We start from the raw sequence: 15,427 nt of genomic DNA, 5'->3' as shown, positions 1-15,427 counted from the left end.
AAACTATGCCATTTATCAATCCCATATTTAGCGACATTATCCCGAATTTGTTTAATAACTGCATATAAAAATGTGCCTGTACCTGTCGCAGGGTCTAGAATGGTAACTCTACGATTGGCTAAACCATATTGTAAATCAAAGATGTCTTCATTTTCTAAAATATCATTGACAGCACGAACTATAAAATTAACTACGGGTTCAGGAGTGTAATAAACTCCGCGACTTTTTCTTAATGATGCTGCATAAGCTGCTAGGAATGTTTCATAAAAGTGAATAACTGGGTCTTCTGTCCTGGTTTCTCTCCCGAAAGTTTCTAAGATGTTGGTCATATCAACTGTGTTTAGTAAATCTACTAAGTTTTCAATTGATTTATGAATTTTACTCAGGCTATCTGTGGCTATAACTACATCAAATAAACCTTTTAAAAAGGGGATTCTCTCGCTAATATAAATACTAGCTGTTGTGCGATTAAATGTAAATTCTCCTGGGTTTTGAGCGTGACCAATTTTGGCTGTAAATAAACCATAGGCTATGGTTTGAGCATACATATCGGCAAAACTTTGATTATCTATATCTAGAATTAAGATTTTCTTAAATGTTTGTTTTAATTGATATAATTGTTCTGTAGATGTTTCTATTTCTAAAGATGCTAAAATTGCATTTCTAATAGTTTTAGTATAAGCTGCCATTTGTTTAGCCAAGTCATAGTAGTTATTAATATCTTTGGCTTTGTGATTGAGAAATAATTGCAGTAGTTCTCTGATGGGTTGTAAATCATCAACTAGGATGATTTCCCCTGCTTCTAAATTAGCTAATTGAGCAGTTTGTTGACATTCTCCGTCTAGATACCAACGAAATTCTAGGTAATTAGTTAAAATCAGGTTATAACCAATGTTTGATTCTAAATAGCGTTTGAGTTGTTCGGTTTTGGCGGTTTTAGCTAAATCAACGTTAATATCTTTAGCTTCTATATATCCTAGGATGCGGTCATTTTTTCTGATGGTGAAGTCGGGAATACCTTGTTGATTACCTTTTTCTTCAATTGTGGCGTTAATTCCCATCATTAAACTTTCAATTAGTCGTTTTAAGCTGGGGTAATGACTGTGTTCTCCACCGCGTTTGATGTTGGTTTGTAGGTCTGCGATGTAGTTGGTAAATTCTGTCATGGGAATTAGGCGAGTTTAGTGAAATTCCGGGATCTGAATAAAAAAATAGGGACGGTATCAACCATCCCCATTGCTCTCAAATTTAATTATAAGCTTTACAGTTGTGGTACATACTGAGCTTTTTCGGGTACTTCAGTGTACTCAGCGACGATTTGGCGGAATTCTTCGCCGTCAATGGTTTCTTTTTCAATGAGTAAATCTACTAAGCGATCGCAAGCTGTGCGGTGGTCGCGGATAATTTTCTTGGCGTTTTCGTAGCAATCTTCGGCGATTTTGCGCACTTGAGAGTCAATGCGAGCGGCGATAGATTCTGAATACTCAGAGCGGGTTGTCCAATCACGACCTAGGAATACTTCTCCCTGTTGGCTTTCCAAAGACAGAGGACCTAAGTCAGACATTCCGAACCGGGTCACCATTTGGCGAGCCATTCCGGATAATTGCTGTAAGTCTCCACCTGCGCCAGTTGTCACCTCCGCAGAGCCAAATACCACTTCTTCAGCAGCACGACCACCCAACGCACCAGTAATTCTGGCTTTGAGTTGAGAACGAGAAATTAAACCTTGTTCTTCATTGGGGGTAAACCAAGTTAAACCCTGAGCTTGTCCACGGGGGATGAGGGTAACCTTTTGTACGGGGTCATGTTCTTTTAACAATGTCCCTACTAAAGCGTGTCCTACCTCATGGTAAGCAATCAAGCGTTTGCTCTTGCTATCTACTAAAGGAGTACCCTCCATACCAGCCACTACCCGGTCTACTGCATCATCAATTTCACTCAGGGTGATGGCTTCTTTGCGTCTTCTGGCGGTGAGGATGGCGGCTTCGTTGAGTAAATTGGCTAAATCTGCACCTGTGAAACCAGGAGTGCGCCGAGCGATGACTTCTAAAGATACAGTAGGATCAAGTTTCTTATTGCGGGCGTGGACTTGTAAGACTTCCAAACGCCCTTTAATATCCGGTGCGTCTACGGTAACTTGGCGGTCAAAGCGACCGGGACGCAATAACGCTGAGTCTAGGACATCGGGACGGTTGGTAGCAGCAATAATAATAATACCGGTGTTACCTTCAAAGCCATCCATCTCCGTGAGCAATTGGTTTAAGGTTTGCTCTCTTTCGTCATTACCACCACCAATACCAGCACCCCGTTGTCTTCCTACTGCGTCAATTTCATCAATAAAGATGATACAGGGAGCGTTATCTTTAGCTTTTTTGAATAAATCGCGGACACGGGATGCACCCACACCGACAAACATTTCCACAAATTCTGAACCGGAAATACTGAAGAAGGGTACACCAGCTTCTCCGGCGATCGCTTTGGCGAGTAGAGTTTTACCAGTTCCGGGAGGACCAATTAACAACACACCTTTAGGAATACGTGCGCCCACAGCGGTAAACCGTTCTGGCTGTTTGAGGAAGGTAACGACTTCTTGCAGTTCTTCTTTAGCTTCTTCAATACCTGCTACGTCGTCAAATTTTACCCCAGTTTTGGCTTCCATTTGAAAGCGGGCTCTAGACTTGCCAAAGTTCATCGCTTGACCAGGGCCACCGGGCATATTGCTAGAGCGACGGAACAAAAAGAATAATCCTGTAATCAACAGGATGGGAAAAACCAGATTTCCCAAAAGTCCCCAGATAGCGCCATCATTGCGCATGGGGTGAGCATCAAAACTGATGTTTTTCTCTTTGAGCTTGGTAATTAACTCAGGAGAATTAATTGGCAGATCCACCCGCCAGCGTTGTACACGATTTTCGATATCTTGATCGCTGGCTTCGACTATTGCTGTTCTACCACCTTCATAGAGATCGACACTATTAACACGGTTAGCCTCTAGGTATTCCAGAAACCGCCCATAGGTCATACGGGTATTAGCTGCATTTTTACCCATATCAGTGGGATTACCAGCAAAAGCACCTTGCCAGAGAAAAAAGCCAATCACTAAAACCGGCAATGTCCAGAGTACCGCGACTCGCCAGGAAAATTTCATTTTAATTTGCCTCTAGATGCTAATACAATCAACCTTTGATAGAAACTGATGATGTCATCATCTGTGACTACTTTAGGTCTGCCATTTTGTTTAATTTGATCTTTGATCATAAATCGCTGTCGCCATAGGGGACTGACGGCGATATCCAAAAGTATCTTAATTAAAGTTAACTTAATTTTAATACAACTTTGCATCCCGCGTGAAGAACTCAGGCCTGGAAAAGACCCTGAAAATTACCACAACCCTTATATCCCTGTAATTCCAAGGATTTCGAGATTCCTGAAAAAATACTGAAAATATAGTCTTCCACCCCGCCGTTGGAGGGTGAATTTTTAATACAATAATCTTCATATGTTTAAACACAGAATTTCCGCCTTTCCCCAGCAGGTGCTGACTGTGTCTCTACTTAATCTGGGTGATTTGTAATATATAAGGGGAATACTTATCTTTTTGGTATGAACCCACCCAAATTTGGTATGTTCCGGGTAACCACTCCCCCATGATACCGGGATTTTTGCCATCAAAGTCGTCATTACACCAAGTTCCGCCGGGTCCTTTGACAATCATGGTGGTGTCTTGAGGACTTTGTACTAATAATTTCAAATAGTTAAATCGAGTTGTTAAGGCTAATGTATGTCCGGGGGTGGGGTCGAAAAATCCAGTACACGGACCGGTGGTTGTTTGAGACCGCCCCGCAATTTGTCTTCCTGGTACTGAACCGCCACTCATCCCCCGCAGTTGCACAGGATCTGGAGAAAATTCTGGTTTGATAGTTATGTCCCCAAATATTGGTGGTGTTTGTTGGGCATTGGCTATGGCTTGAATTACAGATGTGATGCCCAGTACAAATATGATCAAGAATAATCTTATCCCTTGGTTGATCACTATTTTCGACATTACGATTAGATAAGTTTACCAGTGTTTTGGTAGACACTAATTTTACACAGCAAGTTCCCAGGATGACAGAAATTGACGGCTGGGGACAAAGACAGGGAAAAATTCTCAGGAATTTCTCCTGGTCTGATTATCCCCTGTTTTGGTAGTCCTAATTGGCGGTAACCATCGCTTGCTGTAAACGCGGCTTGTCTAAACTAATTTGATTCAGGAGTAACCAAGATTGAATTAGATCAGGACCATGAACATCTCCGGTTAAAGCCGCTCTGAGCGATCGCATGACTAACCCTTTCTTGAGTTTTTGCTCTTTTACCACCTGTTTAATGATCTCTTGGGCGGTTGCTTCTGACAGTTGGGGGTGATTTTCCAAAGCTGTGAGGATTCCCTGAATAGCAACCTCTGAACCTTCTTTTTCCAGTTGTTCCCTAGCTTCTGGGGTTAATTCTACTGTGGGCGTGAAAAAGGGTTTACTCATTTCCACTGCATCTGTTAAACGAGTTAAACTCTGACTGATTAAAGTGACCAACTTCTCTAACCAGGGGCGTTCTCTTCCTCCCTCAAAGGTAAATTTAGCATCTTCCCAAAAGGGGATGATTAAATCTGTCAGCTGCTCTATGGGCATATGATGGAGGTACTGACTATTTAACCAATCCAATTTTGCCCAGTCAAATTTAGCCCCGGCTTTGTTCACCCGCTCAAAGCCAAAGTGTTGAGCAGCGGTTTCTAAGGTAAAGATTTCCTCCGTTGATTCCGGTGGCGACCACCCCAGCAAGGTCATGTAATTAACTAAAGCTTCACAGGTGAAGCCCATTTTCTGAAAGTCAGAAATAGAAGTCACTCCATCCCGCTTAGAAAGTTTGCGCCCTTCCATATTTAAAATCAGGGGTGTATGGGCAAATTCGGGAATTTTACCTCCTAAAGCTTCATATAACAGAATTTGCTTGGCGGTGTTGGCTATGTGGTCTTCTCCACGGATAACATGACTAATTTGCATATCTATGTCATCAACTACAACTACAAAGTTGTACAGTGGTTGACCAATACCTGTTTCTGAAGCACGGGCGATGACCATATCACCACCGAGGTCACTACCTCGCCATGTCATTGTTCCTCTGACTAAATCATTCCAGACAATTTCCCGCTCATCAGCAATTTTAAACCGAATTACACAGCTGCGTCCCTCGGCTTGAAAAGCTGCTTCTTGTTCTGGTGTGAGGTTACGGTGACGGTTATCATAGCGGGGAGCTTCCCCACGAGCTTTTTGGCTTTCCCGTAGCGCTTCTAGTTCTTCTGATGTGGTGTAGCAGCGATAGGCTAATCCTTGTTCTAGAAGTTTTTCCACCGCTTCCTTATACATATCCAGGCGTTGGGATTGGAAAAATGGCCCTTCATCCCAGTTTAACCCCAGCCAGCGAAAACCAGCCAGAATATTTTCAGTATATTCGGGACGCGATCGCTCTAGGTCTGTATCTTCAATTCGCAGAATAAACTTCCCACCATGGTGGCGAGCAAATAGCCAGTTAAACACAGCGGTTCTGGCTGTACCAATATGTAAATTTCCCGTGGGACTTGGCGCAATCCGGACTCTAACAGTCACAATTAATTCTCTCTTTCACACAGCATGATCAATGTAGCTTATACCAAGACTGAAACCGTCAGTTTCATGACTTGGGAGTATATGGGAACATCCCTAGTACATATATTATGTAGTAAGGGATCCAAAAATTATTGCTCGTCGATTTAACGGGACTGACGGGGCTCGAACCCGCAACTTCCGCCGTGACAGGGCGGTGCTCTAACCAGTTGAACTACAGTCCCTTGATTTCCAACTTTTTTAAGTTACCTCTTATTTAGAGAATTGTCAAGTGTTTTTTGAAAAAAAAGCTGGTTTTTCTTCTGGCTGGGTTGCCCCGTGTACTTAGCCAGGGTTATTACTGCCTGATTAACCGGCGTAATAGTCTCATCAGGGGTGACTCAATTTTAACTTTAAAAGCCAGAAATTGGTTGCGCTGGAATGAATTAAAATTGCTATCACTGATCAAAATCAATGAGCGATATCCATCAGGTAGATCCGGTCCAAAAGTTAAACCTTCGATATTATCTAATACTACATCTAGAGTTGTCAAATCTAAGAGCAATTTTTTCTCTGCGGGTTTAATTTTCTGTGAGTCCACTGCTAAAAGGCTGTGGATATTCTGAATCTGATCAGCACCTTTTAAGGAAACCTCAAATAGAGAAACAGCAAATAATAACCCAGTAAAAGACCGTTCTATACTCAGGAAGTGTCCGCGATTATCTAATGCTAGTAAATCCGGTAACCCGCTGGTAAACCTACCAGTGAGATTGAGCATTTCTCCTACTGGTTCAGTTTGATATAAAAATTCCTTTTCTGGTAGATTAGTGAAGAGATTATACTGTAAAATTCGGCAAGGAGTACCAACATTCGCTCGAGTAGCTGGGCCATCTTGAATCAGAGCGTTTTCTGTGGCGGTGAATAAATATTGATTGTTGGGTGTGATGGTGAGGCTTTCAAAGGCTAAGTTGTTGCGTATACCTTGCTTACGGTTTTTGTCCGGTAAGAACTTATTTGGTATGGGTAATGTTGTGAGCAATTTACCCGAATCAAGGGCGAACTCTTGAATAAAGGGATTAATTAGCTGTCTCCCATCGCCCTCGGAAGAAATAAATACAGTGTCCCTATTAGTGAAAGCAATACCTTCTGTATCTGTTTCACCCGGAGGAAAGGGTTGATTATCTTGATCTAAAAGTGTAGTTACACCCACAGGAACAACATCGCCATTTTGCATTTTACCTTTACTCAAGTCTATTTTTAGGGTATAAAATCGAGCCGGTGCTTTTTGTCCTCGGTCGTCGGAGATAGCATAATAAACATCTTTTTTGGGGTCGTAAGTAATTCCAGATAAACCACCAATTTCGGTATTTTTCAGGGTGGAATTATTCGGTAAAATTGCTTCACCAATAAATTCTATCTGACTAATTTCTGCGGCGTGTAATTGTGAATTATTTAGCAGTAGGGTGATCAAGATGATTGTCAGACCAATGACAATGATTCCAGTAAATGATAAAAGTTTTTGAATTAATTTCATATTATTTTGATTATGGGGGTTCTCACGCTCCCACTAGGTTTTGATACAATATATAGGCAGTGGAATATTGAACCAATTGTAATTAATTATGCCAGTTAACTCAAGAGGCTAAGAGGATGTTTGATAAGTTTTCAACAGGTAATTTTTATCTTAGGGAACAGGGAACACCGGAACAGGGATTGGGATTGGGAAGGATTGGGAAGGATTGGGGAACACACAAAAAACAATAAAATCCAGTCCCCTCCCCTTACAAGGGGAGGGTTAGGGTGGGGTAAAACAATAGTTGATACACTAATCATGACTTTCCAAACAACCTCTAAGGATATTTAATCTCACATGGGTAGGTTAGCAGTTAGAGAAAAGAAAATGTTTTTGGCAAAATAGTTGTTGATTTCAGGAGTGGGTTTATGGGAATTGATGAGATACTCACGGCTCATCGTGAAGAAATATTGAGGATTGCTGCTGAGTATGGAGGATATAATGTACGTGTTTTTGGTTCTATAGCCAGAGGTGAAGCAAGAGTAGATAGTGATATAGATTTTCTGATGGAAATTGAACCACAACGAACTTTATTAGACCAAATTGCTTTGATGCAATCCTTGGAGGAATTGCTTGGACGTAAGGTAGATATCACTGAACCAGACAATTTACACGAGGTGATCCGGGAAAGAGTTTTGGAGGAAGCAGTTTTTTTGTGAGGGATAACCGCCTATACTTAAGCAATATCAAGGAATGTATTGAGCGAATTGAATCTTATACATCTGAAGGACGGGAAGCTTTCATGCAAACACCCATGATTCAAGATGCTGTGATTCGCAATTTTGAAATTATTGGCGAAGCTACAAAAAGATTATCTGCTGAACTGAGAATATCTTATCCAAACAGAATATGGGTGATTGAAGTGCGGTACTTTAGCTCAATGGGTAAAATTAAGGAAGTGGGGGATGGGTATGATTTTGGAAAAAGGTAACTAGCCAATCCTTAACATTACGGGTAGCTCGACAATCATCCTCGTTATAACTTTGAATCACTTGTAGCAAAGTGCGATCGCCTGTTTCTAACCATTGGTCATACCAATAAATACACTTAGCACCACTAGCTTCTTTTTCCCGCCATTCAAAGCCCAACCAACGGGCGATCGCTTTGAGTGCATAGCTTTCTACAGGTAAGGCGACGGTTTTAATTAATTGTTCATAGACATCAACAAATCGGTTCAAAACAGGATATACTAGGGAGTTAGGAGTTTGATAAAGTTTCGCCAGGCGTTTCACAGTATCAACTTCGTAGACGCAAAAATGATAAATTGGTGCTTGGGGATATTGCCAAACCAAATCTAAAAATTGCTGCCAAATTAATTCTTCATCTTCTGGTTTTTCCGCCATAAAGGAATAGAATTGCTCCGTCTTGGCTTGGTGGTCAACCACCAAAATTCCTAACAAATAATCTAAATCCAAATCGGGCTGTGCTTCAATATCAAAATAAAGCTCTACAGGAGCGGTAAATATAATATTTTCCCTTGGTAACCCATGGGATAACATCAAAGGTTGTCTGTGCAGTACAGATTTCGCTTGTAATATCAGTTTGGCTGCAACTGCGCCATCAAAACCAGGAAGGTTTTCTAAAGTCTCAGGAGTAGTATAAGCTAGAGATTCTAGTGTGGTGATAGACAAAGTCTGAAGTTGGGCGTAGCGCAGGGGTGTCACTCCTGGTAATAAAGAAAGGTGTTGCTGTGATTGAGCGACCTGATAACAGTGATTATACCAATGGCACAGATTGCACTTCTGGCGGGAAATAAATACTTCTGGTGGTGAGGATGACTCTAAGGACTGGAGGAACTCTAGTAAAATGCTTTGCATTTGTGGAATCCATTTATCTAAATCCACTGCATAATCTCTGTTTTTTGTCCGCAATAGTAGCCAAGCATTTTCCCGTATGATACCCTCCTGCACCTTTAGCAATACTTGGGCGTGAAACGCCGCCACAACTTGATATTCTTGCTTAGGACGCTTACCCAATTCAATATTTACAGGGACATACATCCAATCCCCAAACCGAGATTGTCCCGACTGTTTTACCAGTAAATCAGGACGACTGACAAAAGTGTATTTTGTATATTCTGGGGATAGTGAAACATCTTCAGGAGTAGGATCTAGCAAATCATGGTAATCAGCTAAGAGTACACCGCGATAAATGTACTCAACCCCACGCTGCATTAATTCTAAAGTTGTTGCTTGACCTGCTTCCCAGTCACCTCGTGGATAATCTGGTTTGTAATAATCGCCCAACTCTGCCAAAATACTCATACGATGGGCGGCCTTGTCTTGTTGTAATTTGAGTAGCAACTCATTAGCAGCATCCCGCTGGGGTCTATCGCCGCGAGCATCTAGGACAGGTCGGCGTTTACAGCGTTGATATTGCAGTAATTGTTCAGCATTGATTAACATTCCTTTAAGTTAACAAGAATATAAATTGGTTTGTGAGCAAAATTGCTATTTATGACTAATATTTTGGCTAGAGAAACTCAATTACATCAACATCGCGCACAATTTCCCGCTTTGGGAAATAAGATTTATTTTAATTATGGTGGACAGGGGCCAATGGCTCAAGGGGTAATGGATGCCATTACTCAAGCTGAAGCTGATACCCAACAAGCTGGCCCTTTTGGTAATCAAGCTTACGCCCTAGTTGCACAAGCAAAGCAAAGTCTTAGGGAAGCTTTGGCTTCTGAGTTGCAAGCACCACCAGAAACTATTACCCTCACAGAAGATGTTACCGTTGGCTGTAATATTGCCATGTGGGGTATTGATTGGCGTGCGGGTGACCATATGCTACTTTCGGACTGTGAACACCCAGGAGTAATTGCTATCTCCCAGGAAATCGCCCGCAGGTTTGCTGTAGAAGTTACTACCTGTCCCCTCAAGGAAACTTTAAACACGGGCGACCCTGTAAGGGTGGTTGCTCAACACTTACGCCCCAATACCCGCCTAGTAATTCTCAGTCATGTTTTCTGGAATACAGGACAAGTTTTACCACTTGACAAAATCATAGAAGTATGCAGAGCCAATAATTCCTTGGTGTTAGTAGATGCTGCTCAGTCTGTTGGCTTATTACCTTTAAATTTAACGGCATTGGGAGCGGACTTTTACGCCTTCACCGGTCATAAATGGTTATGCGGTCCTGGGGGTGTGGGTGGTTTATATGTCCGTCCCGAAGTTAGAGACAATTTACAACCCACATTTATCGGCTTACGTGGCATTGTGGTAGATAGTCAGGGTCAAAGGGTAGGTTGGCAACCCGATGGACGAAGATATGAAGTATCAACATCAGCAACATCATTATATGCTGGTTTGACACGGGCGATCGCCATTCATCAGCAATGGGGAAGCGCACAACAACGTTATGAGCAAATCTGTGATCATAGTGAATACCTGTGGAGAAGATTAACTAACCTGGCTAATATCCAATGTTTACGCACATCCCCACCGCAAAGCGGGATAGTTTCCTTTCAACTGTCTGAGGAAAAATCGGGGGTGCATTTGCAGTTAGTACAATTGCTAGAGACACAAAGAATATTAACTAGAACAATTGCTGATCCTGACTGTATCCGCGCTACTGTTCATTATTTAACCCTCCAATCAGAAATTGACCAATTAATTGAGGCTTTACAAAGCTTTAGCCCCTAAGTAAGAGGAAGTGGGGAAAAGGTAGCATTGTATTTATGTTCCTCTTCCCCAATTTAATAGTCGTTACGAATTATCAATTATGCGACCAATTTTATATGTAGCAATTACTAACCACGGTTTCGGTCATGCTACTCGCACGGCTTCAGTGGTATCAACAATTCAAAAATTATGTCCAGAAGTTTTATTGATTATGGTCACAACCGCTCCCCGGTGGTTGCTAGAGTCTTACATAGAAGGAGATTTTATTTATCGTCCCCGGGCTTTTGATTTGGGTGTAGTCCAGGGAGATAGTTTGACAATGGATAAACCGGCAACTTTAGCAGGTTTGCAAGATATTCAACACCGGCAAAATTCCCTAATTGCCTCAGAAGTCAATTTTATCCGCCAAAATCGGGTGAATTTAATTTTAGGAGATATTCCTTTTTTAGCTCCTTTATTTGCGCAGGCGGCAAATATCCCCTGTTGGATGATGAGTAATTTTGGTTGGGACTTGATTTATCGAGACTGGGGAGGGGAATTTATCACCATTGCAGATTGGATTAGTGAATGTTACTCTCAATGCGATCGCTTGTTTCGTTTGCCTTTTCACGAGCCGATGTCTTCTTTTAGTAATATTACTGATGTGGGCTTAACTGGTGGTTCTCCTCGTTACTCTGGGGAGGAACTCCGCGCTACATGGGGAATTACTGCGCCTAAATCAAAAACAATTTTGCTCACCTTCGGCGGTTTGGGATTACAACAAATACCTTACGAAAATTTAGGCAATTTTCCAGATTGGCAATTTGTGATCTATGATCAATTTGCCCCGGACTTACCTAACGTGAGAAAAGTTAGCGGTTCAAAATATCGCCCGGTGGATTTTAGTCCTATTTGTGGGCGTGTGGTTTCTAAACCTGGTTACGGTACTTTTGCGGAAGCGGCAAAACTTGATATCCCTCTGGTGACCATTCCCCGGGATGACTTCGCGGAAGCTAATTTTCTGTTAACAGGGATTGTGAATTATCATCACCATCAAATTATCACTTCTGAGGAATTTTTCACCGGTAATTGGGATTTTTTGCGTCAAGAACCCCAGCAACCACAGCAATCTCAACCTTTGGCTAAAGATGGTAATGAAGCGATCGCTCAGGCTGTGATTGACTACTTTCACCGGTTGTAGTAAATAACCAAACCCTAACTAGGAACAAATTTGACGGAGCGTCTCTACTAAAACTTGATTTTGTTGGTCTGTACCCACGGTAATGCGTAATTTATCATCCAGTCCTGGCTGTGGGAAGTAGCGCACGAGAATACGTCGTTCTTTGAGCTGTTGATAGAGGTATTGAGCATTTCCTAGGGGAGGTTGTACTAATAAAAAGTTAGTCTGGGAATCCCCAACCTGGAAACCCAATTGTTTTAAGTCCGCGGCTAGTTGAGTCCGTGATGCTTTGACTTTGGCTACACAGGAATTTTTATAAGCCTGATCTGTAATAGCTACGGCTCCCAATGCACAGGCGATCGCGTCAATGTTATAGCTATCCTTCACCTTAAACAACCCATCCAGCAACCGAGGATTTGCCACCCCAAATCCTAAGCGTAACCCTGCTAAGGAGTAACCCTTAGAAAGTGTGCGAATTACAATTACATTATCATATTCCTTCACCAAATCCAGTGCATTCTCCTGTGCAAAGTCTACATATGCTTCATCAATCACTAAAACCCCAGATAATTGGCTGGCTAACCTGCTTAAGTCCTTAGTTGGTACAATCTGCCCTGATGGACTATTAGGGGATGCGATAAATGTCACATTTCCGTCAGCCGCCATCAGTTCCTCTGCGGGGAATGTGTCATTTTCTCGATAAGGAATCTCAATAATTTCTGCCCCCTGTATTTGTGATAATGTATTATATAACACATATGTTGGTATAGGGTAAACAACCTTTCTCCCTGGTTCACTGCAGGCTCTAACTACTAGATTCAAAACCTCATCACTACCATTACCGACAATAATCCAATCATGGGGAACACCCAAAACCTGACTTGCGGCTCGCCGGAACTCTCCCCCCAGGGGTTCTGGATAACGTCGTAACCATTCCCCATTAATATTCTTCAACAGGTCTAACACCCCAGGCGCGGGAGGATAAGGATTTTCATTACTGTTAAGTTTGATGATCTCTGTGCCTGGTTGGGGTTGTTCGCTGGGGGCATAGCTAGCCATTGTCCTGATATGATGGCGAAAATAGTTATTGCTCATAGTGAATTGGATGAGTTAATTAGCTATAACCTTGACAGACACAAAGCATTAGCTTAATAGTAGTGAGTTGGTGTAAGCATGAGGTAGTTTTTGACTAGGGAGAATACTCCCATAGCACCCTACCTCCTGAATGAAGCTAGTCTAGTAACTTAGATTTCATATTCTTGGGTGTGTACTTATGGGATTTTGTCAGCCTGTCATATGCCGCCTATAGTATCTCAAAAAAAATTATTGCTCGTACAAAAACAACTAACAATTATGTCATCTACTGAACCTACCCCTAATGGGATGAATGAGGCTGAAACTCAACTTCAAGCCGTACCTGAACCGGAAGAAGTAAGTATCGATACTGAACCTCAGGCAGAGATTGAAGAACAAGGACAAATCTTTCAAGCTATTGGAGTAATTGTTGGGGATGTTAACCTCAATGCCGATGGGAAAAATACTGTTACTATTGGTAATTATGAGTACCCACTTTTTTATATTCCCCAAAAACGCAAAGTATTTGACGCTCTGACTAAAGAAATAGAAACTACTGGGAACCGTACTTTTAGGCTAGTTGTTTATCCTAAGGTGATTCATTTTCCCCGCAAGGAGCAACCCCACAGCATAACTTTTCAGCTAGTTGGTTTTGACAGAGGGCGAGAAAAACAGACAGTTTCAGGGGAGCTAGAAGACAACGAGTTTAAATTCTCGGGACTATGGCAGTTTATCCCCGTGTGTCAAACACCCTGTATTTCTGTTTTCCGTAATTTTACTCGCGAGAGACTTGAATATATTAAACAAGCTGATGCCAGTAAAAAAGTCAAATTTATGAAGGCGAGCCATCTGCCTTTATTCTGGAAAGACGCGCCAGTTAGACCTTTCAGATTTAATCCCAAGGCGGAAAAAGAAAACCAAGGACATGCGGTATTTGTCTCATTGAAAGCCAAATTTCTGCCCGGGCGTAATGTCTTCGGATTTGTAGCACTATTAGCGCCACCCCAAGAAACCGCACCTAGATTTCTCAAAGCATCCAAGAAGGATAAAGCTACGGCTCTGCAAGAATCTAGAAAGAATCAAACCACAGCCTCACCGATATCCAAAAAGGCTGATACCCAGTCCGGTCAGAATCAGCCAAAAATAATTATCAAAAAGAAGTCCCCAGGGGTTAACAAGGACACCGAGAAATAGGGACAGCCCACAGGCGTGAGCCTGGGGCTACCCAGATCAACAATTACAATCACAGATATTATTTTGATTTATTTTTTAATAGAACCCAAGAAACTCAACTGTAGATAAATACTATCAATTAATATTATTACTGGAGGTGGGTTTAAACAGTGATACCCTGATACCCAGCCCAGTCAAACAACGCTTTCGACTCGATGAACAAAACTATCCGCTCATCTGCTCTGACCCGCATACGTTTAATAGAAGCAGCTTCAGAAGTATTTGCTACTTTAGGGGTTCAAGGAGCAACTACTCGTGAAATAGCTCGTCTGGCTAGAGTGAATGAGGTAACTTTATTCCGTCACTTTCCTAGCAAAGAACAACTCCTCAAGGCTGTAATTGAAAATGCCTCCGCCCTGCAAACAAAAGCTCTGGATTCCCCCAGAGTTTGGACACAGAAGCTGGGAGTTGATTTAAATAACTATGCTCAACTCTACAACGCCATGCTGGAAAGACACGAAGATTTGGTGCGGACTTTTATTGGGGAGGCTAAACGTCATCCTGAAGCAGCTAGACAAGTAATTCAAGAGGCTGTTAGGCCTTTAAGTGAAAAATTGGTTGCTTACCTGGAATCTAGTCAAAAACGAGGTACTGTCAGACCTGAGGTTGACCCGGCGCCGGCAGTTGATATGTTTACAGGGATGCTTTTAGCGGGAATGCTCTGTCGTACTGTCAGGTGCAATCAAGATATCTACAGTTCCGAGGAGTATATTAAGACCTGTGTAGATATTTTTGTCCGTGGTATTGCGGTTAATCCGTCGATCGCCTATGATTTAGAGGAGGATTCATAGTATCTAATTACAGCTGCACCAATACATAATCCCAGTAATTGCACCCAGAAGGAAAAGTTAGCTGAGTTGACATCGGATGCAGTCATGTTTAAGCTGCCAATCCCGTAAAATAGCTGTTGTATAAACCACCACAGCAGATAAGAATAGGCTGGTACTTCCATAGGGATATATAAGATTAATAGGGGCATGATAGTATCAATTTTGCCTTGAGGGAACTTGCTGACGTAGGCTCCTAAAATAGTGGCGATCGCCCCATTAGCGCCAATTAATGGTACTGTCAAACTCGGTTCTAAAATCACTTGTGCTATTCCCGTGAGTATCCCCCCACCTAGATATAGCAACCGCCAAGGTAATTTAAG

Annotated in this window: 14 protein-coding genes, 1 tRNA gene and 1 pseudogene; 6 read left to right on the top strand and 10 right to left on the bottom strand. The window is 42.1% G+C overall.

The genetic code is table 11. The features are described from left to right. The 7 genes from IM676_RS18295 to IM676_RS18265 form a co-directional block, all read right to left on the bottom strand. A partial coding sequence (locus IM676_RS18295; protein WP_200988196.1) for an N-6 DNA methylase occupies positions 1-1,166 on the bottom strand: 1,166 nt, incomplete at its 3' end. Positions 1,167-1,261: 95 nt separating this feature from the next. Beyond that, entirely contained in the window at positions 1,262-3,148 is a 1,887-nt protein-coding gene (gene ftsH2 / locus IM676_RS18290) for an ATP-dependent zinc metalloprotease FtsH2 (protein WP_200988195.1), read from the bottom strand. Further along, positions 3,145-3,342: a hypothetical protein gene (locus tag IM676_RS18285; RefSeq protein ID WP_200988194.1), complete on the bottom strand. Its 198-nt coding sequence runs from the start codon at positions 3,340-3,342 to the stop codon at positions 3,145-3,147. The genes ftsH2 and IM676_RS18285 overlap by 4 nt, the downstream gene beginning before the upstream one ends. 208 nt (positions 3,343-3,550) lie before the next feature. Beyond that, the gene (locus tag IM676_RS18280) at positions 3,551-4,045 is read right to left on the bottom strand and encodes a hypothetical protein (RefSeq protein ID WP_200988193.1); all 495 of its coding nucleotides are present in this window, start codon (positions 4,043-4,045) and stop codon (positions 3,551-3,553) included. A 148-nt stretch (positions 4,046-4,193) separates the two neighbouring features. Next, a complete protein-coding gene (gene gltX, locus IM676_RS18275) occupies positions 4,194-5,639 on the bottom strand; it encodes a glutamate--tRNA ligase (protein ID WP_200988192.1) in 1,446 nt (481 codons plus the stop codon). A 147-nt stretch (positions 5,640-5,786) separates the two neighbouring features. Next, positions 5,787-5,860 (bottom strand) — tRNA-Asp (locus IM676_RS18270). 113 nt (positions 5,861-5,973) lie between these two features. Then, positions 5,974-7,149: an esterase-like activity of phytase family protein gene (locus IM676_RS18265; protein WP_200988191.1), complete on the bottom strand. Its 1,176-nt coding sequence runs from the start codon at positions 7,147-7,149 to the stop codon at positions 5,974-5,976. A gap of 407 nt (positions 7,150-7,556) precedes the next feature. On the opposite strand from IM676_RS18265, the gene IM676_RS18260 reads away from it, so the two are divergent. Both IM676_RS18260 and IM676_RS18255 read left to right on the top strand, forming a co-directional pair. Then, positions 7,557-7,847 (top strand): nucleotidyltransferase family protein, encoded by a 291-nt coding sequence (locus IM676_RS18260; protein WP_200988190.1) that lies wholly within the window; start codon positions 7,557-7,559, stop codon positions 7,845-7,847. After that, positions 7,844-8,119 carry a HepT-like ribonuclease domain-containing protein gene (locus IM676_RS18255; protein WP_200988189.1) on the top strand — a complete coding sequence of 92 codons (276 nt, stop codon included), beginning with the start codon at positions 7,844-7,846 and terminating at the stop codon, positions 8,117-8,119. The genes IM676_RS18260 and IM676_RS18255 overlap by 4 nt, the downstream gene beginning before the upstream one ends. Here the strand turns inward: IM676_RS18255 and IM676_RS18250 are convergent. After that, on the bottom strand, positions 8,079-9,593 hold the full coding sequence (locus IM676_RS18250) for a TM0106 family RecB-like putative nuclease (protein WP_200988188.1): 1,515 nt from the start codon (positions 9,591-9,593) through the stop codon (positions 8,079-8,081). The genes IM676_RS18255 and IM676_RS18250 overlap by 41 nt on opposite strands. 51 nt (positions 9,594-9,644) lie before the next feature. Here IM676_RS18250 and IM676_RS18245 point away from each other — a divergent pair, with 51 nt between their 5' ends. After that, a complete protein-coding gene (locus IM676_RS18245; protein WP_200988187.1) occupies positions 9,645-10,832 on the top strand; it encodes an aminotransferase class V-fold PLP-dependent enzyme in 1,188 nt (395 codons plus the stop codon). A 76-nt stretch (positions 10,833-10,908) separates the two neighbouring features. Continuing rightward, on the top strand, positions 10,909-11,991 hold the full coding sequence (locus tag IM676_RS18240; protein ID WP_200990276.1) for a glycosyl transferase: 1,083 nt from the start codon (positions 10,909-10,911) through the stop codon (positions 11,989-11,991). 18 nt (positions 11,992-12,009) lie between these two features. On the opposite strand, the gene hisC is transcribed toward IM676_RS18240, so the two are convergent. After that, complete coding sequence (gene hisC, locus IM676_RS18235; protein WP_200988186.1) at positions 12,010-13,065, bottom strand: histidinol-phosphate transaminase; 1,056 nt, start codon at positions 13,063-13,065, stop codon at positions 12,010-12,012. Between the two features lie 258 nt (positions 13,066-13,323). Here hisC and IM676_RS18230 point away from each other — a divergent pair, with 258 nt between their 5' ends. Both IM676_RS18230 and IM676_RS18225 read left to right on the top strand, forming a co-directional pair. Next, positions 13,324-14,238 carry a hypothetical protein gene (locus IM676_RS18230; protein WP_225880398.1) on the top strand — a complete coding sequence of 305 codons (915 nt, stop codon included), beginning with the start codon at positions 13,324-13,326 and terminating at the stop codon, positions 14,236-14,238. Between the two features lie 194 nt (positions 14,239-14,432). Then, entirely contained in the window at positions 14,433-15,068 is a 636-nt protein-coding gene (locus IM676_RS18225; RefSeq protein ID WP_200988184.1) for a TetR/AcrR family transcriptional regulator, read from the top strand. On the opposite strand, the pseudogene IM676_RS18220 reads toward IM676_RS18225, so the two are convergent. Then, positions 15,044-15,403: pseudogene (locus IM676_RS18220) on the bottom strand (rhomboid family intramembrane serine protease); the annotation flags it as partial. The gene IM676_RS18225 and the pseudogene IM676_RS18220 sit on opposite strands and share 25 nt — an antisense overlap. Positions 15,404-15,427 lie beyond the last annotated feature (24 nt).

The organism is Anabaenopsis elenkinii CCIBt3563 (assembly GCF_015245355.1).
Taxonomy (GTDB): domain Bacteria; phylum Cyanobacteriota; class Cyanobacteriia; order Cyanobacteriales; family Nostocaceae; genus Anabaenopsis; species Anabaenopsis elenkinii.
The sequence above is the reverse complement of the archived record's forward strand: the minus strand, read 5'-3'. Positions and strand labels throughout refer to the sequence as shown.